Source organism: Paraburkholderia tropica, from assembly GCF_900109265.1.
GTDB classification, from domain to species: Bacteria; Pseudomonadota; Gammaproteobacteria; order Burkholderiales; family Burkholderiaceae; genus Paraburkholderia; species Paraburkholderia tropica.
Map to the genome: position 1 here is coordinate 1 of NZ_FNZM01000037.1, position 24,846 is coordinate 24,846.

Sequence of the window (24,846 nt, forward strand, 5' to 3'; positions counted from 1 at the left end):
GCACCGTAGTGCGCTGTTACTACCCGGCGTTTGCTGCGTTGCTGCGTCAGCAGCAGAGAAACGAGATTATGAAGTCTCTTTTTCGTTTCGTCAACATCTTTTTTTATGTTACCGTTTAAAAGCTTGTTGATCCTGCGAACCCGCTGGTTTCGTCGCGGGCTTCGCTGCGGCGTGTTGCTTGTTGCGTGCAGCGAAGGGGGCGAATCTTAGCGCCCCCTGAGGCCAGGCGCAAGGGGTGGCGGAAAATAATTCCGCCACCGGACCCAATCGGGCGCCAAACTGGGGCGCCAAACTGCTTGCCACCCACCCTTACTTGTTCTTGAACGCGGGTTTGCGCTTCTCCACGAACGCCGCCATCCCCTCCTTCTGATCTTCCGTCGCAAACAGCGAATGGAAAAGCCGACGCTCGAAGTGCACGCCTTCGGCCAACGTCGTCTCGTAAGCGCGGTTCACCGCCTCCTTGGCCATCATCACCGCGGGTAGCGAGTATTCGCAGATCGTCGTCGCAGCCGCAATCGCTTCGTTGAGCAGATCGGCCGCCGCAATCACGCGCGACACGAGTCCCGCACGCTCCGCTTCCGCCGCATCCATCATGCGCGCCGTCAGACACAGATCCATCGCTTTCGCCTTCGATACCGCGCGCGGTAGACGCTGCGTCCCGCCCGCGCCCGGAATCACGCCTAGCTTGATCTCCGGCTGACCGAACTTCGCCGTATCGGCGGCGAAAATCATGTCGCACATCATCGCCAGCTCGCAGCCGCCGCCCAGCGCGAAACCCGCCACCGCCGCAATGATCGGCTTGCGGATCGAGCGGATCGTCTCCCAGTTGCGCGTGATGTAGTCGCCCTTATAGACATCCATGAAGCTATAGGTCGCCATCATGCCGATGTCCGCGCCCGCCGCGAACGCCTTCTCGCTCCCCGTAATAACGATCGCGCCGATGTTCTCGTCCGCGTCGAACGCTTTGAGCGCCGTGCCCAGTTCGTCCATCAAGGCGTCGTTGAGCGCGTTCAGCGCTTTCGGCCGGTTCAACGTGACGAGACCGACTTTGCCGCGCGTCTCGACCAGGATGTTTTCGTACCCCATACCGCCTCCTTCTGTCATAGAAAAGTCCTCAAAAATTTCTTTTACGCCGAAGTTTGACTAATGCTAACATTTGCCAACCAACCGGTCGGTCAATTAATTGGCGCGGGCCTTATCCAACCCCTCAATTCAAGTCGAGCCATGACACATCCGTTTTTCGACAAGCACGAAGGCCTGCTGCAGAAGGCGTTGGCCGCCATCGAGACGCGCGGCTACTGGAGCCCGTTCGCCGAAATGCCGAGCCCCAAAGTGTACGGGGAAACCGCCAGCGCAGATGGCGAAGCCGCGTTCAAGGCGCACCTGAATCAGACGTTCGAACTCGACCAGCCCGCCAGCGCCGAAACCGTCGGCAACGAGGCTTCGCCGTTCGGTTTCGCCTTGGGCGCGCGCTATCCGAAGTCGACGCCCGACCAGTTGATCGACGCTGCACAGCACGCCCAGCGCGACTGGCGCGCCGCCGGCCCGAAAGCGTGGGTGGGCGTGAGCCTCGAAATTCTCGAACGCCTGAACCGCGCGAGTTTCGAGATTGCCTACGGCGTGATGCACACGACGGGTCAGGCGTTCATGATGGCGTTCCAGGCGGGCGGCCCGCATGCGCAGGACCGCGCACTCGAAGCGGTGACTTACGCGTGGGACCAGCTGCGCCGCATTCCCACCGATGCGCACTGGGAAAAGCCGCAGGGCAAGAACCCGCCGCTCGCGATGCAAAAGCGCTTCACGGTGGTGCCGCGCGGCACGGGCCTCGTGCTCGGCTGCTGCACGTTCCCGACCTGGAACGGCTATCCGGGCCTGTTCGCCGATCTGGCGACGGGCAACACGGTGATCGTCAAGCCGCATCCGGGTGCGATCCTGCCGCTCGCAATCACGGTGCGCATTGCGCGCGAAGTCCTGCGTGAAGCCGGCTTCGATCCGAATGTCGTCACGCTGCTCGCCACCGATCCCAACGACGGCGCACTCGTCCAGCAACTCGCCGTGCGCCCCGAAATCAAACTGATCGACTTCACCGGCAGCACGCAGAACGGCGACTGGCTCGAACAGCACGCGCATCAAGCCCAGGTCTACACCGAGAAGGCCGGCGTGAACCAGATCGTGATCGACTCGGTGAGCGATCTGAAGGCCGCCGCGCGCAACATCGCCTTCTCGCTCTCGCTCTACTCGGGCCAGATGTGCACGGCCCCGCAGAACATCTACGTGCCGCGCGACGGCATCGAGACCGCCGAAGGCCACATGAGCTTCGATCAGGTCGCGCAGGTGATCGCGGGCGCGGTCACGAAATTCGTGGCCGATCCGGCGCGTGCCGTCGAAGTGCTCGGCGCGATCCAGAACAACGGCGTGACCGCTCGCGTCGACGAAGCCCGCAAGCTGGGCACCGTGCTCGCCGACAGCCAGACGCTCGATCACCCGCAGTTCCCCGGCGCACGCGTGCGCACGCCGCTCGTGCTCGCACTCGATGCGGGCCGCGACGCCGCCACGATCACGCGCGAATGGTTCGGCCCGATCTCGTTCGTGATTGCGACCGACTCCACCGGCCAGTCGCTCGAACTCGCCGGCATGACCGCGCGCGATCACGGCGCGCTGACGCTCTCCGTCTACAGCACGAGCGACGCGGTGATCGAAGCCGCCCACGACGCGGCGATCACCGGTGGCGTGGCGCTGTCGATCAATCTGACCGGCGGCGTGTTCGTCAATCAGTCGGCGGCGTTCTCGGACTTCCACGGCACCGGCGCGAATCCTGCCGCGAATGCCTCGCTGGCCGACGCCGCGTTCGTGGCGAACCGCTTCCGCGTGGTTCAGAGCCGCGTTCATGTTGAACCGAAAGCGGCGCCCGTTGCAGTCGGCTGAACGGCCTAGGCCATCTGGCCGAATAGCGCACAACTGTCCGACCCTCTAGCATGCAAGGCATGGGCGCATTCCGCACCCGTGCCGCCGGAACCTGAGATGACCGAAGCCTATATCTGCGACGCGATTCGCACCCCGTTTGGCCGCTACGGCGGCGCCCTGAAGGACGTGCGCGCCGACGACCTCGCCGCCGTGCCCATCCGCGCGCTCGTCGAGCGCAATCCCGGCGTGGACTGGCGCGCGCTCGACGACATCCTGTACGGCTGCGCCAACCAGGCCGGCGAAGACAACCGCAACGTCGCGCGCATGGCCGCGCTGCTCGCGGGTCTGCCCACCGAAGCACCCGGCGGCACGCTCAACCGCCTGTGCGGCTCGGGCCTCGACGCCGTCGGCAGCGCCGCTCGCGCGATCAAGGCCGGCGAAGCGCGCCTCATGATCGCGGGCGGCGTGGAAAGCATGACGCGCGCCCCCTTCGTCATGGGCAAAGCCGCGTCCGCGTTCGCGCGCGAGGCGAACATTTACGACACCACCATCGGCTGGCGTTTCGTCAACAAGCTGATGAAGCAGCAATATGGTGTCGATTCGATGCCCGAGACGGCGGAAAACGTCGCCGAGGAATTCAGCATCAGCCGCGCCGATCAGGACGCTTTCGCGCTACGCAGCCAGCAAAAGGCCGCGCGCGCGCAGAAGGACGGCACGCTCGCGCAGGAAATCGTCGCGGTCGAAATTGCGCAGAAGAAAGGTGATCCGGTGCGCGTCGCGCTCGACGAGCATCCGCGCGAGACCTCGCTCGAATCGCTCGGCAAGCTCAAGGGCGTGGTGAAGCCGGACGGCACGGTCACCGCGGGCAACGCTTCGGGCGTCAACGACGGCGCCTGCGCGCTGCTGCTGGCCAATGAGGAAGCGGCCAACCAGTATGGTCTGCGCCGCCGCGCGCGCGTGCTCGGCATGGCAACCGCCGGCGTCGCGCCGCGCATCATGGGCATCGGCCCCGCGCCCGCCACGCAGAAACTGCTGGCGCAGCTCGGCATGACGATCGACCAGTTCGATGTGATCGAGCTCAACGAAGCGTTCGCGTCGCAAGGCCTCGCCGTGCTGCGCGCACTCGGCATCGCCGACGACGATCCGCGCGTGAACCCGAACGGCGGCGCGATCGCGCTCGGTCACCCGCTCGGCGCATCGGGCGCGCGGCTCGTGACCACGGCGCTGCATCAACTCGAACGTACGCAGGGTCGCTACGCGCTGTGCACAATGTGTATCGGCGTCGGCCAGGGCATCGCGCTGGCCATCGAGCGCGTCTGACAGCGCTCGTCATCGCCACAGCAACAGCACAGCAGTAGCGGCACAGCAACCCGCCGGGCGACACCGCGCGGCGGGGCCCAAAAGCCCCGAAAAGCAGGCATGGAGGAGACGACCGATGCCCTTTGAAGCGATCCGCGTCGAGATCGACGCAACCACGCGCGTGGCCACCGTCACGCTGAACCGCCCGGACAAGCTCAACAGCTTCACGCGCGCCATGCACCGCGAGCTCGCAGCGGCACTCGACGAAGTCGAAAGCGCCGGCGCGCGCGCGCTCGTACTCACCGGCGCGGGCCGCGGCTTCTGCGCGGGCCAGGATCTCGCCGACCTCGACTTCACGCCCGGCGCGATGACCGACCTCGGCGCGCTCATCGACGAGTACTTCAATCCGCTGATCAAACGTATTCAGGCGCTGCCGATGCCCGTGATCGCCGCCGTCAACGGCACCGCGGCGGGCGCGGGCGCGAATCTCGCGCTCGCGTGCGACCTCGTACTGGCCGGGCGCTCCGCGAGCTTCATTCAGGCCTTCGTGAAGATCGGCCTCGTGCCCGATTCGGGCGGCACGTGGTTCCTGCCGCAGCGCGTGGGCATGGCGCGCGCACTCGGTCTCGCCATGACCGGCGACAAACTGAGCGCCGACAAGGCGGAAAGCTGGGGCCTCGTCTGGCAAGTCACCGACGACGCCGAACTCGCCGCCACCGCTGCCGCGCTCGCCGCGCAACTCGCGAAGCAGCCCACGCGCGCCATCGTCGCCACGCGCGAGGCGCTGCGTGCGTCGGTCACCAACACGCTCGATCAGCAACTCGATCTCGAACGCGATCTGCAACGCGAACTGGGCGCGTCCCACGACTACGCGGAAGGCGTGCAGGCCTTCATCGAGAAACGCGCACCGCGCTTCGAGGGCCGTTGATATGACCGCGTCGATCTCCACGCACACGCCCGGCGACATGACGCCCGACGAACTGGCCCGCGCCACCGCGCAGGCCATGTACGAGGCTGACGGTTGCAGCCGCGCCCTCGGCATGGAATTGCTCGAGGTACGCGCCGGCTACGCGCGTCTGCGCATGTCCGTGCGGCCCGAATTCCTCAACGGCCATCAGATCTGCCACGGCGGCCTGATCTTCACGCTGGCCGATTCGACCTTCGCGTTCGCCTGCAACTCGTACAACATCAACACGGTCGCCTCCGGCTGTTCGATCGAATTCCTGCGCCCCGTGCAGCCCGACGACCAGCTCACCGCCGAAGCCGTCGAACAGGTGATGTCCGGCCGCAACGGCATCTACGACATCCGCGTGACGAATCGCGCCGGCGAAACCGTCGCCATGTTCAGAGGCAAATCCGCGCAGATTCGCGGCAACGTGATTCCTGTCGAGGCGTGACGCATCTCGCCAACTCGCCCGCACCGCATTCATATCTAAAGCAACTGGAGACATCGATGACTAACCCGCTGCCGCTCGAGCCTATCGAAACGGCCAGCCGCGACGAACTCGCGGCGCTTCAGCTCGAACGGCTGAAATGGTCGCTGAACCACGCGTATGAGAACTCGCCGGTCTATCGCCGCAAGTTCGACGATGCGGGTGTTCACCCCTCCGAACTCAAGTCGCTCGCCGATCTCGCGCGCTTTCCGTTCACGACCAAGAAGGATCTGCGCGACAGCTACCCGTTCGGGATGTTCGCGGTGCCGCAGGAGCAGGTCTCGCGCATTCATGCGTCGTCGGGGACAACCGGCAAGCCGACCGTGGTCGGTTACACCGCCAAGGACATCGACACCTGGGCGAATCTGGTCGCGCGTTCGGTGCGCGCGGCGGGCGCGCGGCGCGGCGACAAGGTGCACGTGAGTTACGGCTATGGCCTGTTCACGGGCGGTCTCGGCGCGCATTACGGCGCGGAGCGCGCGGGCCTCACGGTCATTCCGTTCGGCGGCGGCCAGACCGAAAAGCAGGTGCAACTGATTCAGGACTTCCGGCCCGACATCATCATGGTCACGCCGAGCTACATGCTCGCGATCGCCGACGAAATGGAGCGCCAGGGCATGGACCCGGCAAGCTCGTCGCTGCGCATCGGCATCTTCGGCGCGGAGCCGTGGACCAACGACATGCGCGCGGCCATCGAAAAGCGCATGGGCATCAAAGCCGTCGACATCTACGGTCTGTCCGAAGTGATGGGGCCGGGCGTCGCCTCCGAGTGCGCCGAAACGCAAGATGGCCCGACCATCTGGGAAGACCATTTCTACCCCGAGATCATCGACCCGGAAACCGGCGAAGTGCTGCCCGACGGCGAATTCGGCGAACTTGTCTTCACCTCGCTCACCAAGGAAGCGCTGCCGATCGTGCGTTATCGCACGCGCGACCTCACGCGGCTTCTGCCCGGCACGGCGCGCACGATGCGCCGCATGGAAAAGATCACCGGTCGCTCCGACGACATGCTGATCATCCGCGGCGTGAACGTGTTCCCCACGCAGATCGAGGAACTGCTGCTCAAGCAGCCCGCGCTCGCCCCGCACTATCAGATTGTCCTCACAAAGGAAGGCCCGATGGATGTCATGACGCTCAACTGCGAGCCGTGCCCGGAAACGGCGCCCGACTATGGCGCGCTGGATGCCGCCGCCAAGGCACTCGCGTACGACATCAAATCGCTGATCGGCGTGACGGCGAAGATCAACGTGCTCGACGTGAACGGCATCGAGCGTTCGGTCGGCAAAGCGAAGCGCGTGATCGACAAGCGGCCCAAGTGAGCGCAAATTAGCGCGAACGAGCACAGGTGAGTGCGCAAAACGATGCGCTCAGCCAATAAAAAAGCCGGCTGATTCAGCCGGCTTTTTTCATGCACTCAAGCACCGCGCCGCTTACGAGTTCGGGAACAGCAGCCACATGCGGCCGCCCTGTTTCATCTTGCCCGCGAGATCGCCGGCATCGTCGCCGAGACCCCAGAAATAGTCGGCGCGCACGCCGCCCTTGATCGCCGACCCGGTGTCCTGCGCGAACACAAGCCGGTTCAGCGGCGTATTGGTGAGCGGACGCGTGGTCGTCAGGAACACCGGCGTCCCGAGCGGGATCGACGACGGATCGACCGCGATCGAGCGCTCCGGCGTGAGCGGCACGCCGAGCGCACCGATCGGGCCGTCGGCGCCGCCCTGCGGCGAGCTTTCCCCCGACGGCATCTCGCGGAAGAACACGAAGCGCGGATTGGTGTCGAGCAGCGCGTCGACGCGCGTCGGATTCGCGCGAGCCCATGCCTTGATGCCCTGCATCGTGGCCTGCGCGGGCGTGAGTTCGCCGCGATCGAGCAACCAGCGGCCGATCGACTTGTATGGTTGATTGTTGGTGCCGCCGAAGCCCACGCGCATCACGCTGCCGTCTTCCATGACGATGCGGCCCGAGCCCTGCACCTGCAGGAAGAACGCCTCGATCGGGTCGTCGACCCAGACGAGTTCGTTGCCGTTCAGCACACCCGCGCGTTCGAGTTGCGCGCGCGGCGGCAGCGCGGCGCCCGCGCGATAGCCGGATGGCCAGCGGTACAACGCAGTCTGATAGATGCCGTGACGCGTGCGCGAGCCACGCAGCAGCGGCTCGTAGTAGCCGGTGACGAGGCCGTCGAGCGTGCCGTCGTTATTGGCGAACTGGTAGGGCGTGAAGTACGACTCGAAGAACGCGCGCGCGCCGGATGCGTCGAGGTCGTCGAGTTGCGAAGCCGCCGCGCAGGCGCGCTGCCAGCGCGGTTCGCGGGCAAGGCGCGTGCAGTTCGCGCGCAGTGCGGCCGTCGCTCCGATCAGCGAATCGTCCTGCCAGCCGGGCACCTGCTGCCACGCAACCGGAGTGAGCCGCTGCGCCGCGAGCTGCGAAGGCAGCGTGGGCGAACCCTTGGGCGGCGTGGTGCGCACGTAGCTCGGCCCGCCGCACGCGGCCAGCAGCGCCGCCAGCGATGCGGCGCCGATCAGGCCGCCGATGCGCCCGAAACCGCGTCGCACACCGTCGCGCAGCGCCGTTAATCCCAGCATCAGCGCGGAAAAGCGCGCGGAAACACGCATACAATATTTGCTCTCGATGGATGCCGCCATGTCTGATCTGCTCGACGAATACCCGATGCTCATGTTTGGTCTGGAAGCGCTGCTCGCGCTGTTCCTGCTGATTTTCATCGTCGTGTGGACCGCGTCGGGCAGGAAAAAGCAGAAGCGTGCCCCGCACGTGTCTCACGACGAACGTCAGGACTAGCAGACCGCGAAATCGGGGAACGGTTCAACGGAAGTCAGTGCAGCGTGCGCGGCATGCGCAGCACGAACTCGGCAACCGGCGCTTCGAAGCGCTCGGCGTCTTCCGCCACGCAGAAGTATGCGCCGCGCATGGTACCGACGGGCGTGGCGATCATCGCCCAGCTCGTGTATTCGAATTGCTCGCCCGGCTTGAGCAGCGGCTGATGGCCGACCACGCCCAGCCCCTTCACTTCCTGAACCTTCTCGTCGCTGTCGGTAATGATCCAGTGGCGCGCGATCAGCTGCGCGCTCACCTGGCCGGTGTTGCGGATGGTCAACGTGTACGCAAACGCATATTGCCGGCGCTCGGGATCCGACTCTTCGGGCAGGTAGCGCACCTGCGACGTCACGCTAAATTCGTACTGACTCATCCTCTTTCCAATCCCTGTTCAGGCCCGCTGTTGTCGCACGCCCGGGGTCACAAATACTTACGCGGCGCAAGGTGTTCAAGCGCCGCCGGCGCGGCGGGCCGCATGAAATTGCATTCTGCTTGATGCGGCAGACCCCCGCAACCGCCGCAAGCCGATGCCAGCGGGTCCTGGCCGGATGGCCAACGTGCGTCCGGCCGACGTCCGCCGCCGCGCGCTAACGCTAAAATACGGTTTTTCCGTCTAATTTCCGCTTACCGCCATGACGCAATTCCGAATTGCCCCCAGTATTCTGTCCGCCGACTTCTCGCGTCTTGGCGAAGAAGTCCGCAACGTCGTCGCCGCCGGCGCCGACTGGATCCACTTCGACGTGATGGACAACCATTACGTGCCGAACCTCACCATCGGCCCGCTGGTGTGCGAGGCGATCCGCCCGCACGTGGACGTGCCCATCGACGTGCATCTGATGGTGCGCCCGGTCGACCGCATCGTGCCCGACTTCGCCAAGGCCGGCGCGAACCTCATCAGCTTCCACCCGGAAGGCTCGGACCACATCGACCGCACCCTGTCGCTCATCCGCGACCACGGCTGCAAGGCCGGCCTCGTCTTCAACCCGGCCACGCCGCTGAACTATCTCGACCACGTGATGGACAAGGTCGACCTCGTGCTGATCATGTCGGTGAATCCGGGCTTCGGCGGCCAGTCGTTCATTCCCGAGGCGCTCAACAAGCTGCGCGAGGCGCGCGCGAAGATCGACGCCTACAACGAACGCACCGGTCGCGAGATCCACCTGGAAGTGGACGGCGGCGTGAAGGTCGACAACATCGCCGAAATCGCGGCAGCGGGCGCGGACGCCTTCGTCGCCGGCTCGGCCATCTTCGGCAAGCCCGACTACAAGGCCGTGATCGACCAGATGCGCGCGCAGCTCGCCACCGTGAAGGCCGGCGCGCAATGAGCGCCCCGTTCAAGGCCGTCAAATTCACCGCGCCGCGCATCGAGGCGGCGCTGATCGACCTCGACGGCACCATGGTCGACACCGCCGACGACTTCGCGGCAGGCCTGAACGGCATGCTCGCCCAGTTCGACGCCGAGGAAACCACGCGCGAAGAAGTCATGGGCTACGTGGGCAAAGGCTCGGAGCATCTGATCAAGAGCGTGCTCGCTCCGCGCTTTGCCGCGGACGACGCCCAGGCGCGTTTCGACGAAGCGCTTGCCCTCTACCAGGACGAGTACGCGAAGATCAACGGCCGCCACACGCATCTGTACCCGGACGTGGAAGTGGGCCTCGCCGCGCTGCGCGCTCAGGGCATCAAGCTCGCGTGCGTGACGAACAAGCCGCACCGCTTCGCCGTCGAGCTGCTCCAGCAATACGGCCTCTCGCCCTATTTCGAGGTCGTGCTGGGCGGCGACAGCCTGCCGAAGAAAAAGCCCGACCCGCTGCCCATGCTCACGGCCTGCGAGCGTCTCGGCGTGAATCCGGCGTCGGCCGTGGCGATCGGCGATTCGGAGAACGATGCGATCGCGGGCCGCGCGGCCGGCATGGCCACGCTCACGGTGCCCTATGGCTACAACCACGGTCAACCTGTACAAAAAATTGAGTCGGATGGTATAGTTGCCACGCTGCTCGACGCCGCCAAGGCGGTCGCAGCGCACAATGATCTGACTTAAGTTCTCTACTGAACGTCAACTATCCTCATGTTTCTGAATAAAAAACGGAGTCTGAGCAGCATCGACCGGGGAGCCTGGCCCTGGCGTCGCTGGTCGCGCTAACCTCACTCGAGGTTCGCTGAAGCGGCGCGCTTGTCTCAAGTTCGCTCTCCCTTCAGCTCCGTTTTTTACTTCGCTGCGCTCTCGCGCGTGTCTCGTCTCTAAACTGTTGCGGTCAACCGTCGGCTGGTCTTGCCGTGGGCTGTCGCGATCCTTGCATGTCGATTCGTCGCATGCCGGGCCGCCAGCGCCTACGTCACGCACCGCCCCGATCGTCCGCACGCCGGCCCGGCAAGCGCCTTGTGCGTCCGCGGGCCGCACGAGCGAGCGCCAGCGGCCAACCCGCACTCAAAACAGACGCCTTCGCGTTCACCGCGCGCCCCTATTTGAGCCGCACTGGGCCCGCACACACGCCGCGACCGGCAGCACGAACAGGATCGGAACATGACCGAACTCGAATTCCAGTCTCTCGCCAACGAGGGCTACAACCGCATCCCGCTGATCGCCGAAGCACTCGCCGATCTGGAAACGCCGCTTTCGCTGTATCTGAAGCTCGCGCAGCCCGAGCGCGGCGGCGCCAACTCCTTTCTGCTCGAATCCGTCGTCGGCGGCGAGCGGTTCGGGCGCTACTCGTTCATCGGCCTGCCGGCGCGCTCGCTGCTGCGGGTGAAGAACGGCATCTCGGAAGTCGTGCGCGACGGCCAGGTGATCGAAACGCACGACGGCGATCCGCTCGAATTCATCGCGCAATACCAGTCGCGCTTCAAGGTCGCGCAGCGTCCCGGCCTGCCGCGCTTCTGCGGCGGCCTCGCCGGCTACTTCGGCTACGACGCGGTGCGCTACATCGAGAAGAAGCTCGCCGACACCAGCCCGCCCGACGATCTCGGCCTGCCCGACATCCAGTTGCTGCTCGCCGAGGAAGTCGCGGTCATCGACAATCTCGCGGGCAAGCTCTACCTGATCGTCTACGCCGATCCGCAAACGCCCGAGGCGTACACGAAGGCGAAGCTGCGCCTGCGCGAACTCAAGCAGCGTCTGCGCGCGACGGTGCAGCCGCCGGTCACGAGCGCGAGCGTGCGCACCGAAACGTTCCGCGAGTTCAAGAAGGACGATTACCTCGCGGCCGTGCGCAAGGCCAAGGAATATATCGCCGCGGGCGAGCTGATGCAGGTGCAGGTGGGCCAGCGTCTGACCAAGCCGTATCGCGACAATCCGCTGTCGCTCTATCGCGCGCTGCGTTCGCTGAACCCGTCGCCGTACATGTACTACTACAACTTCGGCGAATTCCACGTGGTGGGCGCGTCGCCGGAAATCCTGGTGCGTCAGGAGCAGCGCGGCGAAGACCGCATCGTGACGATCCGTCCGCTCGCGGGCACGCGTCCGCGCGGCAACACGCCCGAGCGCGACGCCGAACTCGCGACCGAACTGCTCAACGACCCGAAGGAAATCGCCGAACACGTCATGCTGATCGACCTCGCGCGCAACGACGTGGGCCGCATCGCGGAAATTGGCTCGGTGGTCGTGACCGATCAGATGATCATCGAAAAATACTCGCACGTGCAGCACATCGTGAGTTCGGTGGAAGGCAAGCTCAAGCCCGGCGTGAGCAACTTCGACGTGCTGCGCGCGACCTTCCCGGCCGGCACGCTCTCGGGTGCGCCGAAGGTGCGCGCGATGGAACTCATCGACGAACTCGAACCGGTGAAGCGCGGCCTCTACGGCGGCGCGGTCGGCTACCTCTCGTTCAACGGCGAGATGGATCTGGCGATCACGATCCGCACGGGCGTGATCCACAACGGCAATCTGTACGTGCAGGCCGCGGCCGGCGTGGTTGCCGATTCGGTGCCGGAGTCCGAATGGCAAGAAACGGAAAACAAGGCGCGCGCCGTGCTGCGCGCCGCCGAGCAGGTGCAGGACGGCCTCGACAGCGACTTCTGAGCGGAGATAGACCATGTTGCTCATGATCGACAACTACGATTCGTTTACCTACAACATCGTCCAGTACTTCGGCGAACTCGGCGAAGACGTCCGCACGTATCGGAACGACGAAATCAGCATCGACGAGATCAAGGCGCTCAATCCGAAGCGCATCTGCCTCTCGCCGGGACCGAGCAATCCACAGCACGCGGGCATCACGCTCGACGTGCTGCGCGAATTCGCCGGCAAGACGCCGATTCTCGGCGTGTGCCTCGGCCATCAGGCGATCGGCGAGGCGTTCGGCGGCCGCGTCGTGCGCGCGAAAACCATCATGCACGGCAAGGTCAGCCAGATTGAAACCGACTGCAAGGGCGTGTTCGCCGATCTGCCGAAGCACTTCAACGTCACGCGCTATCACTCGCTCGCGATCGAGCGCGAGTCGCTGCCCGATTGTCTCGAAGTGTCCGCATGGACCGAGGACGGCGAAATCATGGGCGTGCGCCACCGCGAACTCGCGGTCGAAGGCGTGCAGTTCCATCCGGAATCGATCCTCTCGGAACACGGCCACGCGCTGTTCGAGAATTTCCTGAAGCAGACTCAAAGCGCTTGATACGGAGGCGAGCATCATGTCCATTACCCCGCAGGAAGCGCTGCAACGCACGATCGAGCACCGCGAGATTTTTCACGACGAGATGCTGCATTTGATGCGCATGATCATGCGCGGCGAGCTCTCGCCCGTGCTCTCGGCGGCCATCATCACCGGTCTGCGCGTGAAGAAGGAAACCATCGGCGAGATCGCGGCGGCCGCGACCGTGATGCGCGAATTCGCGAATCACGTCGAGGTGAAAGACAACTCGAATTTCATCGACATCGTCGGCACCGGCGGCGACGGCTCGCACACCTTCAATATCTCCACGGCGTCGATGTTCGTCGTCGCGGCGGCGGGCGCGAAGGTCGCGAAGCACGGCAATCGCGGCGTGTCGAGCAAGTCGGGCAGCGCGGACGTGCTCGAAGCGCTCGGCGTGAACATCGACCTGCAGCCGGATCAGGTGGCCGCGTCGATCGCCGAAACGGGCATGGGCTTCATGTTCGCGCCCAACCATCATCCGGCGATGAAGAACATCGCCGCCGTGCGCCGCGAACTGGGCGTGCGCACCATCTTCAACATCCTCGGCCCGCTCACGAATCCGGCCGGCGCGCCCAATCAGCTGATGGGCGTGTTCCATCCGGATCTCGTCGGCATTCAGGTGCGCGTGATGCAGCGCCTCGGCGCAAAGCACGTGCTCGTGGTGTACGGCAAGGACGGCATGGACGAGGTCTCGCTCGGCGCGGCCACGCTGGTCGGCGAGTTGAAGGACGGCGCGATTCGCGAGTATGAAATCCATCCGGAAGACTTCGGTCTGCAGATGGTGTCGAACCGCTCGCTGAAGGTCGAGAACGCCGACGAATCGAAGGCGATGCTGCTCGGCGCGCTCGCGAACGAGCCCGGCACGGCGCGCGAGATCGTCACGTTGAACGCGGGCACCGCGCTCTACTCGGCCAACGTCGCGAACTCGATCGCCGACGGCATCGCGCTCGCGCGCGAAACGCTCGCCAGCGGCCGCGCGCGCGCCAAAGTCGACGAACTGGTACGCTTCACGCAACAGTTCAAGCGTGCGTGATTCGCGTCGATAAGGCGCTGATCCTGCACCGTTTTTAGCCCGATTTGTGTTGAAACCATGAGCGACATCCTCGAAAAAATCATCGCCGTGAAGCGCGAAGAAGTGCGCGCGGCGGAACAGAGCGCCCCGCTCGAAGAGCTGCGTCTCGCGGCGAGCACGCGCGATCTGCGCGACTTCGTCGGCGCGCTGCGCGCGAAACACGAGAACGGCCAGGCGGCCGTGATCGCCGAAGTGAAGAAGGCCAGCCCGTCGAAAGGCGTGCTGCGCGAACACTTCGACCCCGCCGAAATCGCGCGCTCGTACGCCGGTCACGGCGCAGCGTGCCTCTCCGTGCTCACCGACGTGCAGTTCTTCCAGGGCAGCGTCGCGTATCTGCAAGCCGCGCGCGCCGCCTGCGACCTGCCGGTGCTGCGCAAGGACTTCATCGTCGATCCGTACCAGATCGTCGAAGCGCGCGCGATGGGCGCCGACGCGATCCTGCTGATCGCCGCCGCGCTCGAACCGGCTCAGATGCGCGACCTCGAAGCGCTCGCGCATTCGCTCGGTCTCGCGGTGCTCGTCGAAGTGCACGACCGCGCGGAACTCGATCACGCGCTCACGCTGAAGACGCCGCTCATCGGCATCAACAACCGCAATCTGCGCACCTTCGAAACCACGCTGCAAACCACCATCGGCATGCTCGACGACGTGCCCGAGGACCGCATCGTGGTGACGGAATCGGGCATTCTGTCGCGCGCCGATGTCGAGAAGATGCGCGCGCTGTCCGTGCATACGTTCCTCGTCGGCGAAGCGTTCATGCGCGCGGAACAACCCGGCGCGGAACTCGCGCGCATGTTCTTCTGAGCGCGTAGCGACATGGGTATCGAACGCGAAATCAAGCTCGCGCTGCCGCAGGACCAGGTCGCGGCGGCGCTGCGTTTCTTCGAAACGCGCGCGGGCGCGCCGGGTCATCCGATCCGGCTCGAAAACATCTATTTCGACACGCCGCAGCTCGCGCTCGCGCGCGCGAAAAGCGCGCTGCGCCTGCGCCGCGCGCCCGAGGGCTGGTTGCAGACGTTCAAGACGGTGGGTGTGTCGGTGAACGGTCTGCACGCGCGTCACGAGTGGGAAATGCCGGTCGCGGGCGAGGCGCTCGAAATCGACCGTCTGCTGCACGAGTGCGACGAAGCGGGCGTGTCGACGGCGCTGTCCGGCGCGGCCGCGACGCTGATTCCGCTCTTTCGCACCGATTTCACGCGCACGCTGTGGACGCTCGACATCGACGGCGCGCAGGTGGAAGCGGCGGTCGATCAGGGCGAGATCACGGCGGACGTGAACGGCGAGGCGCGCAGCACGCCGATCTGCGAAATCGAACTCGAACTGAAAGCCGCGAAGGACGACGGCGAAGCCGCACTGCACGCGCTCGCGGCCGAACTCGCGCAGGCGCTGCCGGGTCTCGCGCCCGACGACATCAGCAAGGCGCAACGCGGCTACGCGCTGCGCGAAGGCTGAACGCGAAGACCGGGCACAAAGGCTAAACGCGAAGGCTGAACACGAAAACCCGAACGCGAGAGCGGCGCGCATGCGCACGTCGCCTTCGCCTTCGCCTTCGCCTTCACTTTCTCATTCGCCTTCTCGCTCGCGCTGACTGCGCAGGCCCCGCAACGACGCTGTTAGTTGCAAGACTCGCCGCGATGTCCCTGTCCGCCGCGCCGCGCGCCGCACTGCATTGAATCCCCGCGCGATTGCTGCGACACTTGCCGCCCATGACTCCCACAAAACGCACGACGCGCCTCGCGCAGCCGGTGCAGACTTCGCTGTTCGACGACGAAGCGCCCGACGCCGCGCAGGCCACGCTCGACGAACCGGCGCAGCCCGAGGTCGATCCGCGTCAGATTACGATTTTCTCGCTGTTCGACGCCGACGAATTCCCGGCGCCCGCCTTCGCGAACCCGACGCCGCCGCACGCGGCGCAATCCGCGCATGCGTCTGACGCCGCGCCCGCCGCCGCGCCTGAGCGCCACGCATCCGACACCCAACTCGCTATCGCCATGTCCCTGGTTTCCGACACGCCGCGCCTCGAAGATCAGTTCGCCGCCCTGCCCGCCGCCTGGCGCGACCTGCTCACGCCGTTCACCGCGAGCGACACCTACGCGCCGCTGTGCCGCTTCGTCGACGACGAGCGCGCCGCCGGCAAGACCGTCTATCCCGCCGATGTGTTCCGCGCGCTGCGCCTCACCTCGCCCGACGACGTGAAAGTGGTGATCCTCGGTCAGGACCCGTATCACGGCGACGACCGCGGCACGCCGCAGGCGCACGGCCTCGCGTTTTCGGTGCCGCCGGGCGTGCGTCCGCCGCCGTCGCTGCGCAACATGTTCAAGGAGATCGCGGCGAGCCTCGGCATCGACGCGCCCGCGCACGGCTGTCTCGATGCCTGGGCGCGTCAGGGCGTGCTGCTGCTCAACACCGTGCTGACGGTCGAGCGCGAGAACGCCGCGAGCCACGCCAAGCGCGGCTGGGAGCGCTGCACCGACACGCTCATCCACGAACTCGCCACGCGCCACCAGCATCTCGTCTTCATGCTGTGGGGCGCCCACGCGCAGAACAAGCGCGCGCTGCTCGGCAACGGCGAGCATTGCGTGCTGGAAGCGCCGCATCCGTCGCCGCTGTCGGCGCATCGCGGCTTTCTGGGCTGCGGCCATTTCGTGCAGGCCAACGCGTATTTGCAGGCCCACGGCCGCGCGCCGATCGACTGGCGCTTGCCCGAGGTCGGCGAAGTGCTCGCCTGAGCGCCGGATCTGCAAGACGCGCGAACATCACGCGAACATCGCGCACACATCGCGCGCAGGCAATAAAAAACGCCACGAAATCGCTTTCGTGGCGTTTTACTTTGCAGCGCAAGCGCGTGACCGCGCGTACCTTACGCAGCCGCGATGGCTTCGCGTGCGCTCGCCAGAGCGGCACTGGCTGCGTCCGCGCCCATGTTCAGGCCTTCGGCGTAGATGAAGCTCACGTCGGTCATGCCGAGGAAGCCGAGGAACGACTTCAGGTACGGCGTCTGGCTGTCGTGCGGGGTGCCTTGATACTTGCCGCCGCGTGCCGAGACCACGAACACCTTCTTGCCCTTGACGAGACCTTCGGGGCCGTTCGCCGTGTACTGGAACGTGATGCCGGCGCGGGCGATCCAGTCGAAGTACGTCTTCAGTTGCGACGAGATGCCGAAGTTGTAAAGCGGTGCGCCGATCACGACGATGTCCGCGGCCTGGAGTTCGGCGATCAGCGCTTCGCTGCGCGCGGCGATCGCTTGCTGTTCCGGCGTGCGCTGGTCGGCGGGCGTGAAGAACGCGCCGAGCACGGCGTCGTCGAGGTGCGGCAGCGGATCGGCTTGCAGGTTGCGCGTGACGACCTTCGCGCCGGCGTTCGATTGTTGCAGCTTCTCCGTCAATTCGTTGACGAGCAGCGTCGACTGGGCGCCTTGCGAGCGGGCGGCGGAATTGATTTGCAGGATCGTGGTCATGGTGGCTCCTTCGGGTCGGTTTGCGCAGTGTTGCGCGAGTGAAGGCATTGTGTTTTTTTGCCGCGCCGCGAAAAAGGCCCCCGCCGATGACGGATTGTTGCAACGGTAGAACAATCCCCGGCATAAAAAAACGGCCGGATCAGATCGATCCAGCCGTTTTGGGCCGCCCACGCTGCCGACCGGGCGTTTGGCGGTGCCTGTCCTGCCGCTGTCAGACCGCCGTTAAAGCGCCAGCCAGCGCTCGCGCAAGGCACGCGGCGCGGGCCGCTTGTCGGTGACGCTAAGCTTGTAGCGCGCGATCTCCGGCTGATCGAGCGTCAGGCGCGCGACGCGCAATTCATCGCGACGGAACGCGTGAAGTTCGACCTTCGCGCCGGGCTGATAACGCGAAAGCAGGCTGTCGAGATTCGAGCCTGTCACGCGCAGGCCGTCGAGCGCCACCAGCGCGTCGCCGGCCGAGAGACCGGCTTTCTGCGCCGCGCCGCCTTCGTACACGACCGCCAGCGTGGCCTCCGCGCCGCCGCGCAGACGCGCGCCCAGCGACGGCTTCGCGCCGCGCTCCGGCTCGCCTTCGAGCTTCACGCCGAACGGCTCGAGCAACGTGGCGAGCGGCAGATCGCGCGTACCGCGCACCGCGTCGCTAAAGAGCGCGCCGAGTTCCACGCCGGTTGCCTCGGCGATCAGCGCCTCGACGTCGTCCTCGCCCACGCCCACTGGCTTGCCGCGGTAGAAGTCGCGGCCGTAGCGCTGCCACAGCAGACGCATCACGTCGTCGAGCGACTTGCGGCCGCTGGTTTCGGCGCGGATCGTCAGATCGAACGCGAGCGCCACGAGCGAGCCCTTCGTGTAGTAGCTGACGATCGCGTTGGACGCGTTTTCGTCCTGGCGGTAGTACTTCACCCACGCGTCGAACGAGCTTTCCGCGACGCTCTGCTTCAGACGCCCCGCGCCGCGCAGCACGCCGGCGACCGTCTTGCCGACGAGGCCGAAGTAATCGTCGACGGAAATCAGGCCGCTGCGCACGAGGATCAGGTCGTCGTAATACGAGGTGAAGCCTTCGAACAGCCACAGCAGCGACGTGTAGTCCTCGCGCGTGAGGTCGTACGGCACGAACGCGGCGGGCTTGATGCGCTTCACGTTCCAGGTGTGGAAATACTCGTGGCTGCACAGGCCGAGATAGGTGCGGTAACCGTCCGACATCTCCGGCTTGCCCTTCACGGGCAGGTCGGTGCGATTGCAGATCAGCGCCGTCGAGGCGCGGTGTTCGAGGCCGCCGTAGCCGTCGCTGACCGCCTGCGTCATGAACACGTAGCGCTCCATCGGCGCGCGTTTCGTGCGCGGCTCGAACAGCGCGATCTGCGCCTCGCAGATCTTCTGCAGGTCGGCGGCGAGGCGCTCCATGTCGAGCCCCACCACGCGCCCGGCGATCACGATGTCGTGCGGCACGCCGTGCGCCTTGAAGCTCGCGAGCGTGAAGTCGCCGAGCGTGACCGGATGGTCGATCAGCTCGTCGTAGTTCATGGCTGCGTACTCGCCGAAGCCGTAGCGCTTGGTGCCGCGCGCCTCCGACAGCGCCGTGGCGACGCGCCAGTGACGGAACGCGTGCCCGTCCGGACGCTGGATATCGACAACGTGCTGCGCCTCTTCATGACCGAGCGCCGCGAGAAACACGCTCGTGCCGTTGAAGAAGCCGGCCGTGTCGTCCAGATGCGCGGCGCGCACCGAGAGATCCCACGCGTAGACCTCGTAGCGCAGCGTGAGCGCGCCCTTCACGGGCGCGGCCTGCCAGGTGTGCTTGTCGGTCTTGCTCACGCGCACCTTGCGGCCCGCGTCGTTGAAGGCGCGCAACGTGACGATGTTGCGCGCGAACTCGCGCACCATGTAACTGCCCGGAATCCACACGGGCAGCATGAAGCGCTGGCCGTCCGGCGCGGGATCGTCGACGGTGAGCGTCACTTCGAACAGATGCGCGGCGGGATTTTTCGGGACGATGGTGTATCGGATCGGCTTCATCGGCGGGATCGGTGATGTTCGGTTCGGCGGACGGCGGCGGGTGTGTCAGCCGACACCATGCCGCAAAAAAACGGCGGACAAAAAAAGCACCGGCCGCAAAGGCGGCCGGCGTGTCGGGTGTCGCGTCAGCGAGCGGCGCTCAAGGCGCTTTCGAGCCGGTCCGCGCTGACCGCGCCCGGCAGGCGGCTGCCGTCGGCGAGGATCACTGTGGGCGTGCCGGTCACGTTCATCTTCGCGCCGAGCTGGAGGTTGCTGTCGATCGCGGCGGTGTTGCAGGTGCCGGCGGCCGTGGGCGCCTTGCGGTCCACCATCCACGATTCCCACGCCTTCGCGCGATCCGACGAGCACCAGATCTGCTTGGCCTTCTGCGTGGAATCCGGCGAGAGCACCGGATACAGGAAGGTGTAGACCGTGACGTTGTCGACCGACTTCAGCGTGCTTTCGAGCTGATGGCAGTACGGGCAGTTCGGGTCGGAGAACACGGCGATCTTGCGCTTGCCGTCGCCTTTCACGACCTTCACGGCGTTTTCGAGCGGCAGCTTCGAGAAGTCGACCTTGTTGATCTCGGCCAGACGCGACTCGGTGAGATTGCGGTGCGCCTTGGCGTCGATGAGGTCGCCGGTCAGCACGTAGTCGCCGTTGGCGTCGCTATAGACGATCTGCGAGCCGAGGTTCACTTCGTAGAGACCCGCGACCGGCGCCTTGGTAATGCCCTTGATGTCGCCGCTGTCGATGCCGAGGCGCGACTGCAGCGCGGTCTTGATCTTGTCCGTGGTCTGGTCGGCCTGGGCCGAGCAGCCGAGCACCGAGGCGACCGCCGCGAGGACGAGCGCGGCAATGCGAATACGCTTTTGCATGTGAAGCATTCCTGATTCGGGCGCGCGGCGCGATGCGATGCGCGCGAAACGTTGCGGATGGGTTCGGTCTGCGAACTGTGCTGCGGACCCTGCGCTGAACCCGGCGGCGCGGCGACGTCACGGGACATTGCCGTCGTGCGCCGCTGACTCAACCATCCATTCTAAGCTGCCGAGCGGCGCGGTACCGGAAATGTCACCGCGAGCGCGGTTTGCGCACGGGCTGTGCGCGGTCTGTGCCGCTTGGGCCCGGCGCGCCCTCAGCCAAGCGCCGACGCCACGAGCCAGCGCTTGACAAGCGGCTGCGCGCCCACGAAGGCCATGCCCGTGTTGCGCACGGCGCGCGCGAGCGTGCCGGGCACCGAGAACAGCCGCTGCAGACCGTCGGTGGCCACGACGAGCTTTTGAATGTCTTCGCGGCGGCCGCGTTCGTAGCGGCGCAGCAGAACGGTGTCGCCGAGATCGCGGAAGGCTTCCTTCTGCGTGACGACGTCGACGAGCGCCGCCACGTCGCGCAGACCGAGATTGACGCCCTGCCCCGCGAGCGGGTGGATCAGATGCGCGGCGTCGCCGACCAGCGCGACGCGCGGCGCGATCAGCTTGTCGACGGTTTGCAGCGAGAGCGGGAAACCGCGCGCGGGCGTGACGCATTCGAGCGCGCCGTGCTGACGCTGCGTGACGCGCTCGACTTCGGCGGCCAGCTGCTCGGGTTCGAGCTTGAGCAGTTCGTCCGCGTGCGCCGTTTGCGCCGACCACACGAGCGAAACGTGCTGATCGGGCAGCGGCAGCAGCGCGATGATCTCGCCGTCGCGGAACCATTGATACGCGCATTCGCCGTGCGGCTTTTCCGCGCGGAAATTGGCGACCACGCCGGTCTGCCGATAGTCGCGGCGTTCGACCGTCGCGCCGATCTGCGCGCGCACCCACGAGTGCGCGCCGTCCGCGCCCACGGCCAGATCGGCTTCGATCGTGCGGCCGTTCGCGAGGCCGATCACGGCGGCAGCGGGATTCACGTCGAGCGTTTGCGCGCGCGAATCGATCCACGTGAGATTGGGCTGGAAATGCAGCGCGGAGTCCATCGCGCGCTCGATCAACGACGATTCGGCGATCCACGCGAGCTGCGAAACCGACGCCTGATACGCCGAGAAGTGCAGTTCCGCGGCGGCGTCGCCGAACACGCGCATGTCGTAGACGGGCGTGAGCCGCGCGGGATCCGCCGCCTGCCAGACCCGCAGCCGCTCGAACAGCGCCTGCGAGCTGCGCGAAAAGGCGTAGACGCGCGCGTCGAACACGGCGCCCGGCGGCAGCGGCGCGCAAGGCTGCGCGAGCAGCGCCACGCGCAGGCCATTCTGGGTCAGCGCCAGCGCCGCCGCCTTGCCGACGAGCCCGCCGCCGATCACGGCGACATCAAAGGTCTGGTTGCTTGCAGTCATCCGCGCATTATAGCCGTGGGGCCTTGTCTGACAGGGCCGGATGGGCGCGATGTTGCGGTGCGGCAAGCGCGTGCGGCCGGGGGCGGGCGGCGGGTGTCTGCGGTTCATCCGCGCGTCGCCCGATAGCGCCCTTTTCCGCGCCCCGGCTTTGCGGCACACCGCTCACCAAAGCCATGCGCGGACAAGGTTACAATTACGGTTTTCGTGACGTCGCGTCACGCCCCCGACGTGCATTCCGGGCCGTCCCCGGCTCGCCTCCCGGCGAGCGCCGGCACTGCCAGGCAGCGGACGCCCGAGCCCGGCGCGCCGCACGTCGCCACCCTGACATGCAGAGATTTCCATGAGCCTCAAATGCGGCATCGTCGGCTTGCCTAACGTCGGCAAGTCCACCCTCTTCAACGCGCTGACCAAAGCGGGCATCGCCGCCGAAAACTATCCGTTCTGCACGATCGAGCCGAACGTCGGCGTGGTCGAAGTGCCGGATCCGCGCCTGAAAGCGCTCTCGGAGATCGTCAAGCCCGAGCGCGTCGTGCCGGCCGTGGTCGAGTTCGTCGACATCGCGGGTCTGGTCGCGGGCGCGAGCAAGGGTGAAGGTCTGGGCAACCAGTTCCTCGCCAACATCCGCGAAACCGATGCGATCACGCACGTCGTGCGCTGCTTCGAAGACGAAAACGTGATTCACGTCGCGGGCAAGGTCGATCCGCTCGCCGACATCGAAGTCATCAACACCGAACTCGCGCTCGCCGACCTCGCCACCGTCGAAAAGTCGCTCACGCGCTACTCGAAGGCCGCCAAGTCGGGCAACGACAAGGAAGCGGCAAAGCTGGTCGCCGTGCTGGAGCGCGTGCGCGCCCAGCTCGACCAGGCCAAGCCGGTTCGCGCGCTCGACCTGAACGAAGACGAACAGGCGCTCCTCAAGCCGTTCTGCCTGATCACCGCGAAGAAGACGATGTACGTCGCGAACGTGAAGGACGACGGCTTCGAAAACAACCCGTACCTCGACGCCGTGCGCAAGCACGCCGAAGCCGAAGGTGCGCCGGTCGTGGCCGTGTGCGCTGCGATCGAAGCCGAAATCGCCGATCTCGACGACGAAGACAAGGCCGCGTTCCTCGCCGACATGGGCATGGAAGAGCCGGGCCTCGACCGCGTGATCCGCGCGGGCTTCCGTCTGCTCGGTCTGCAAACGTACTTCACGGCCGGCGTGAAGGAAGTGCGCGCGTGGACGATCCACGTGGGCGATACGGCTCCGCAGGCTGCCGGCGCGATCCACACGGACTTCGAGCGCGGCTTCATCCGCGCGCAGACCATCGCCTTCGACGACTACATCCAGTACAAGGGCGAAACCGGCGCGAAGGAAGCCGGCAAGATGCGCGCCGAAGGCAAGGAATACGTCGTGCACGACGGCGACGTGATGAACTTCCTGTTCAACGTTTAAGCATGAACTGTTGTTCTTGGGTGTTCGCCGACATTCGCGAATTCAGCCAACCCCTTTAAACACAAGGGGTTTCAGTTCACCAGTGTTCGTGACTGTTCGTTGATATTCTGACGATGTGGGGGCATCATATGGGGCACGCAGGACCATGCCCGATGCCCCTAAGGAATCATGCCCCCACATCGCTCAGATGCCCCTGACAATACAGGGGAAGCCCAATCCCACAACACTACGTCTCCACAGCGCTCTACGAAGCCGCGAGTTAGTGATGCCGCACTGCGCGCACTGAAACCCGCCGACAAGCCGTACAAGTATTCGGTAGGTGAAGGGCTTTATCTGGAAGTCTCTCCGCAAGGCTCCAAGCTCTGGCGCTGGAAATATCGCCTGGGCGGCAAGGAAAACCGCTACGCGATTGGCAGTTACCCGGAAACCTCCATGAAAGAGGCACGGGAACAGGTGGACGCCGCCCGGAAGCTGGTCAAGCAAGGCCAACACCCGGCTCAACAGCGAAAGATCGAGCGCCTAAAGGCCATCCATGGGCACGCCAGCACGTTCAAAGCCTTGGCCGACGAATGGTTGTCGCTCAAGGACTGGGAGGAACTTACCAAGGCGCGCAGACTCGACATGCTGACGCGGGTCGTGTTTCCCTCTATCGGTGACCTCCCCGTCCGTGCAATTGCGCCGAGCATGATCCTCGACATCCTGAAAAAGGCGCACAGCAACAACGGCCCGTCCGTCATGGCTGAAGCCAAGCGGACTATGTTCGGGATTTTCGAGCTAGCTGCGGAAACCTTCCGAGTTGACGCCAACCCCGTGCATCAATGGCGTGAAGCTCTGCCCAAGAACAAGACCCAGCACAAACGTGCTCTGGAGACTACGGAAATCGGCCAACTACTGAAGGACGTGGACGGACACGGCGGCAACCTGCAGACGCAAAGCGCCTTTAAGCTCATGTGGTTTACGCTTGCTCGTCCTTCGGAAGTCATCGAAGCTGAATGGACGGAGTTCGATCTAGAAGCTGCCACGTGGCGCGTTCCAGCAGAAAGGATGAAAAAGCGCCGCGAGCACGTGATTCCATTGCCAACACAAGCCGTCGATCTCCTGAAAACCATGCGGATGCTGACTGGCACGAGGCAGCATGTATTCCCACACCGCGACGACAAGACCAAACCGATGGTTACGGCTGCATTTCGGCAAATGTTGCACGTCCTCGGTTGGTCAGGGAGATTCAGCCCTCATGCCACTAGGACAACCGGTAGCACCAGGCTCAACGAACTCGGCTTTCCTTCGGACTGGATTGAGCGCCAACTCGCTCACACCGAACCTAACTCCGTCCGGCGTACGTACAACCACGCCGACTACATGAAGGATCGGATAACGATGATGCAAGGGTGGGCAGACCTGTTAAATCGGTGGAAAGCAGATATCGCCCCATGACATGACCATAGGCAACTGGCGGGTCGCCCACTTCAACTAACAGGGGCGCCCGACAGAG

General features: G+C 65.4%; 22 protein-coding genes. 15 read left to right on the top strand and 7 right to left on the bottom strand.

Features of this window, described 5'->3' with window-relative positions; translation table 11 throughout:
- Nucleotides 1-309: 309 nt before the first annotated feature.
- Nucleotides 310-1,086 (bottom strand): enoyl-CoA hydratase, encoded by a 777-nt coding sequence (locus BMY06_RS36485; RefSeq protein WP_065062593.1) that lies wholly within the window; start codon nt 1,084-1,086, stop codon nt 310-312.
- 138 nt (nt 1,087-1,224) lie between these two features.
- Between BMY06_RS36485 and paaN the strand changes: the two genes are divergently transcribed.
- The 5 genes from paaN to paaK all read left to right on the top strand — a co-directional run bounded on the left by paaN (nt 1,225) and on the right by paaK (nt 6,955).
- A complete protein-coding gene (paaN, locus tag BMY06_RS36490) occupies nt 1,225-2,925 on the top strand; it encodes a phenylacetic acid degradation protein PaaN (RefSeq protein ID WP_074987700.1) in 1,701 nt (566 codons plus the stop codon).
- Nucleotides 2,926-3,021: 96 nt separating this feature from the next.
- On the top strand, nt 3,022-4,224 hold the full coding sequence (gene pcaF / locus BMY06_RS36495; RefSeq protein ID WP_074987701.1) for a 3-oxoadipyl-CoA thiolase: 1,203 nt from the start codon (nt 3,022-3,024) through the stop codon (nt 4,222-4,224).
- A 115-nt stretch (nt 4,225-4,339) separates the two neighbouring features.
- A complete protein-coding gene (paaG, locus tag BMY06_RS36500; RefSeq protein WP_074987702.1) occupies nt 4,340-5,131 on the top strand; it encodes a 2-(1,2-epoxy-1,2-dihydrophenyl)acetyl-CoA isomerase PaaG in 792 nt (263 codons plus the stop codon).
- Nucleotide 5,132: 1 nt separating this feature from the next.
- Nucleotides 5,133-5,600 carry a hydroxyphenylacetyl-CoA thioesterase PaaI gene (paaI, locus tag BMY06_RS36505; protein ID WP_231957678.1) on the top strand — a complete coding sequence of 156 codons (468 nt, stop codon included), beginning with the start codon at nt 5,133-5,135 and terminating at the stop codon, nt 5,598-5,600.
- Nucleotides 5,601-5,656: 56 nt separating this feature from the next.
- Complete coding sequence (gene paaK, locus BMY06_RS36510) at nt 5,657-6,955, top strand: phenylacetate--CoA ligase PaaK (RefSeq protein ID WP_074987703.1); 1,299 nt, start codon at nt 5,657-5,659, stop codon at nt 6,953-6,955.
- 111 nt (nt 6,956-7,066) lie between these two features.
- Here paaK and mltA read toward each other — a convergent pair whose 3' ends face one another.
- Together mltA and apaG are read right to left on the bottom strand one after the other, a co-directional pair.
- Nucleotides 7,067-8,356, bottom strand: coding sequence for a murein transglycosylase A (gene mltA / locus BMY06_RS36515; protein WP_074987704.1), 1,290 nt, complete (start codon nt 8,354-8,356; stop codon nt 7,067-7,069).
- A gap of 110 nt (nt 8,357-8,466) precedes the next feature.
- Nucleotides 8,467-8,841 (bottom strand): Co2+/Mg2+ efflux protein ApaG, encoded by a 375-nt coding sequence (gene apaG, locus BMY06_RS36520; RefSeq protein ID WP_065062601.1) that lies wholly within the window; start codon nt 8,839-8,841, stop codon nt 8,467-8,469.
- Nucleotides 8,842-9,100: 259 nt separating this feature from the next.
- Here apaG and rpe point away from each other — a divergent pair, with 259 nt between their 5' ends.
- From rpe to BMY06_RS36560, 8 genes are all read left to right on the top strand, one after another.
- On the top strand, nt 9,101-9,793 hold the full coding sequence (rpe, locus tag BMY06_RS36525) for a ribulose-phosphate 3-epimerase (protein ID WP_074987705.1): 693 nt from the start codon (nt 9,101-9,103) through the stop codon (nt 9,791-9,793).
- Nucleotides 9,790-10,506, top strand: a complete 717-nt coding sequence (locus BMY06_RS36530) for a phosphoglycolate phosphatase (RefSeq protein ID WP_065062605.1) — start codon at nt 9,790-9,792, stop codon at nt 10,504-10,506. Before rpe ends, BMY06_RS36530 begins: the two co-directional genes overlap by 4 nt.
- Before the next feature lie 483 nt (nt 10,507-10,989).
- Nucleotides 10,990-12,483 carry an anthranilate synthase component I gene (trpE, locus tag BMY06_RS36535; RefSeq protein WP_074987706.1) on the top strand — a complete coding sequence of 498 codons (1,494 nt, stop codon included), beginning with the start codon at nt 10,990-10,992 and terminating at the stop codon, nt 12,481-12,483.
- A 13-nt stretch (nt 12,484-12,496) separates the two neighbouring features.
- The gene (locus BMY06_RS36540) at nt 12,497-13,072 is read left to right on the top strand and encodes an aminodeoxychorismate/anthranilate synthase component II (protein WP_065062609.1); all 576 of its coding nucleotides are present in this window, start codon (nt 12,497-12,499) and stop codon (nt 13,070-13,072) included.
- Nucleotides 13,073-13,088: 16 nt separating this feature from the next.
- Nucleotides 13,089-14,123 (top strand): anthranilate phosphoribosyltransferase, encoded by a 1,035-nt coding sequence (gene trpD, locus BMY06_RS36545; protein ID WP_074987707.1) that lies wholly within the window; start codon nt 13,089-13,091, stop codon nt 14,121-14,123.
- Nucleotides 14,124-14,180: 57 nt separating this feature from the next.
- Entirely contained in the window at nt 14,181-14,966 is a 786-nt protein-coding gene (gene trpC / locus BMY06_RS36550) for an indole-3-glycerol phosphate synthase TrpC (protein ID WP_074987708.1), read from the top strand.
- A 12-nt stretch (nt 14,967-14,978) separates the two neighbouring features.
- Nucleotides 14,979-15,614, top strand: coding sequence for a CYTH domain-containing protein (locus BMY06_RS36555; protein ID WP_065062615.1), 636 nt, complete (start codon nt 14,979-14,981; stop codon nt 15,612-15,614).
- A 254-nt stretch (nt 15,615-15,868) separates the two neighbouring features.
- Nucleotides 15,869-16,891 carry a uracil-DNA glycosylase gene (locus BMY06_RS36560; RefSeq protein ID WP_074987709.1) on the top strand — a complete coding sequence of 341 codons (1,023 nt, stop codon included), beginning with the start codon at nt 15,869-15,871 and terminating at the stop codon, nt 16,889-16,891.
- Nucleotides 16,892-17,022: 131 nt separating this feature from the next.
- Here BMY06_RS36560 and BMY06_RS36565 read toward each other — a convergent pair whose 3' ends face one another.
- From BMY06_RS36565 to BMY06_RS36580, 4 genes are all read right to left on the bottom strand, one after another.
- Nucleotides 17,023-17,619: an FMN-dependent NADH-azoreductase gene (locus BMY06_RS36565; RefSeq protein ID WP_065062619.1), complete on the bottom strand. Its 597-nt coding sequence runs from the start codon at nt 17,617-17,619 to the stop codon at nt 17,023-17,025.
- A 222-nt stretch (nt 17,620-17,841) separates the two neighbouring features.
- Nucleotides 17,842-19,632, bottom strand: a complete 1,791-nt coding sequence (locus tag BMY06_RS36570; RefSeq protein WP_065062621.1) for a M61 family metallopeptidase — start codon at nt 19,630-19,632, stop codon at nt 17,842-17,844.
- 125 nt (nt 19,633-19,757) lie between these two features.
- A complete protein-coding gene (locus BMY06_RS36575; RefSeq protein ID WP_074987710.1) occupies nt 19,758-20,489 on the bottom strand; it encodes a DsbC family protein in 732 nt (243 codons plus the stop codon).
- 257 nt (nt 20,490-20,746) lie between these two features.
- Nucleotides 20,747-21,919, bottom strand: a complete 1,173-nt coding sequence (locus BMY06_RS36580) for a UbiH/UbiF family hydroxylase (protein WP_074987711.1) — start codon at nt 21,917-21,919, stop codon at nt 20,747-20,749.
- Between the two features lie 340 nt (nt 21,920-22,259).
- Here BMY06_RS36580 and ychF point away from each other — a divergent pair, with 340 nt between their 5' ends.
- Nucleotides 22,260-23,354, top strand: coding sequence for a redox-regulated ATPase YchF (gene ychF / locus BMY06_RS36585; RefSeq protein ID WP_065062625.1), 1,095 nt, complete (start codon nt 22,260-22,262; stop codon nt 23,352-23,354).
- Nucleotides 23,355-23,522: 168 nt separating this feature from the next.
- Complete coding sequence (locus BMY06_RS36590; RefSeq protein WP_080180078.1) at nt 23,523-24,788, top strand: tyrosine-type recombinase/integrase; 1,266 nt, start codon at nt 23,523-23,525, stop codon at nt 24,786-24,788.
- Nucleotides 24,789-24,846: the final 58 nt, after the last annotated feature.

Excerpts from the sequence above, each read along its gene's own strand:
- BMY06_RS36530 (WP_065062605.1), top strand. The coding sequence starts at position 9,790 with ATGAGCGCCCCGTTCAAGGCCGTCAAATTCACCGCGCCGCGCATCGAG.
- paaK (WP_074987703.1), top strand. The coding sequence starts at position 5,657 with ATGACTAACCCGCTGCCGCTCGAGCCTATCGAAACGGCCAGCCGCGAC.
- ychF (WP_065062625.1), top strand. The coding sequence starts at position 22,260 with ATGAGCCTCAAATGCGGCATCGTCGGCTTGCCTAACGTCGGCAAGTCC.
- paaI (WP_231957678.1), top strand. The coding sequence starts at position 5,133 with ATGACCGCGTCGATCTCCACGCACACGCCCGGCGACATGACGCCCGAC.
- mltA (WP_074987704.1), bottom strand. The coding sequence starts at position 8,356 with ATGAAAATCAGCAGGAACAGCGCGAGCAGCGCTTCCAGACCAAACATG.
- rpe (WP_074987705.1), top strand. The coding sequence starts at position 9,101 with ATGACGCAATTCCGAATTGCCCCCAGTATTCTGTCCGCCGACTTCTCG.
- BMY06_RS36580 (WP_074987711.1), bottom strand. The coding sequence starts at position 21,919 with ATGACTGCAAGCAACCAGACCTTTGATGTCGCCGTGATCGGCGGCGGG.
- trpE (WP_074987706.1), top strand. The coding sequence starts at position 10,990 with ATGACCGAACTCGAATTCCAGTCTCTCGCCAACGAGGGCTACAACCGC.
- paaN (WP_074987700.1), top strand. The coding sequence starts at position 1,225 with ATGACACATCCGTTTTTCGACAAGCACGAAGGCCTGCTGCAGAAGGCG.
- apaG (WP_065062601.1), bottom strand. The coding sequence starts at position 8,841 with ATGAGTCAGTACGAATTTAGCGTGACGTCGCAGGTGCGCTACCTGCCC.
- BMY06_RS36485 (WP_065062593.1), bottom strand. The coding sequence starts at position 1,086 with ATGGGGTACGAAAACATCCTGGTCGAGACGCGCGGCAAAGTCGGTCTC.
- BMY06_RS36555 (WP_065062615.1), top strand. The coding sequence starts at position 14,979 with ATGGGTATCGAACGCGAAATCAAGCTCGCGCTGCCGCAGGACCAGGTC.
- BMY06_RS36570 (WP_065062621.1), bottom strand. The coding sequence starts at position 19,632 with ATGAAGCCGATCCGATACACCATCGTCCCGAAAAATCCCGCCGCGCAT.
- BMY06_RS36575 (WP_074987710.1), bottom strand. The coding sequence starts at position 20,489 with ATGCAAAAGCGTATTCGCATTGCCGCGCTCGTCCTCGCGGCGGTCGCC.
- trpC (WP_074987708.1), top strand. The coding sequence starts at position 14,181 with ATGAGCGACATCCTCGAAAAAATCATCGCCGTGAAGCGCGAAGAAGTG.
- BMY06_RS36560 (WP_074987709.1), top strand. The coding sequence starts at position 15,869 with ATGACTCCCACAAAACGCACGACGCGCCTCGCGCAGCCGGTGCAGACT.
- BMY06_RS36540 (WP_065062609.1), top strand. The coding sequence starts at position 12,497 with ATGTTGCTCATGATCGACAACTACGATTCGTTTACCTACAACATCGTC.
- trpD (WP_074987707.1), top strand. The coding sequence starts at position 13,089 with ATGTCCATTACCCCGCAGGAAGCGCTGCAACGCACGATCGAGCACCGC.
- pcaF (WP_074987701.1), top strand. The coding sequence starts at position 3,022 with ATGACCGAAGCCTATATCTGCGACGCGATTCGCACCCCGTTTGGCCGC.
- BMY06_RS36565 (WP_065062619.1), bottom strand. The coding sequence starts at position 17,619 with ATGACCACGATCCTGCAAATCAATTCCGCCGCCCGCTCGCAAGGCGCC.
- paaG (WP_074987702.1), top strand. The coding sequence starts at position 4,340 with ATGCCCTTTGAAGCGATCCGCGTCGAGATCGACGCAACCACGCGCGTG.
- BMY06_RS36590 (WP_080180078.1), top strand. The coding sequence starts at position 23,523 with ATGCCCCCACATCGCTCAGATGCCCCTGACAATACAGGGGAAGCCCAA.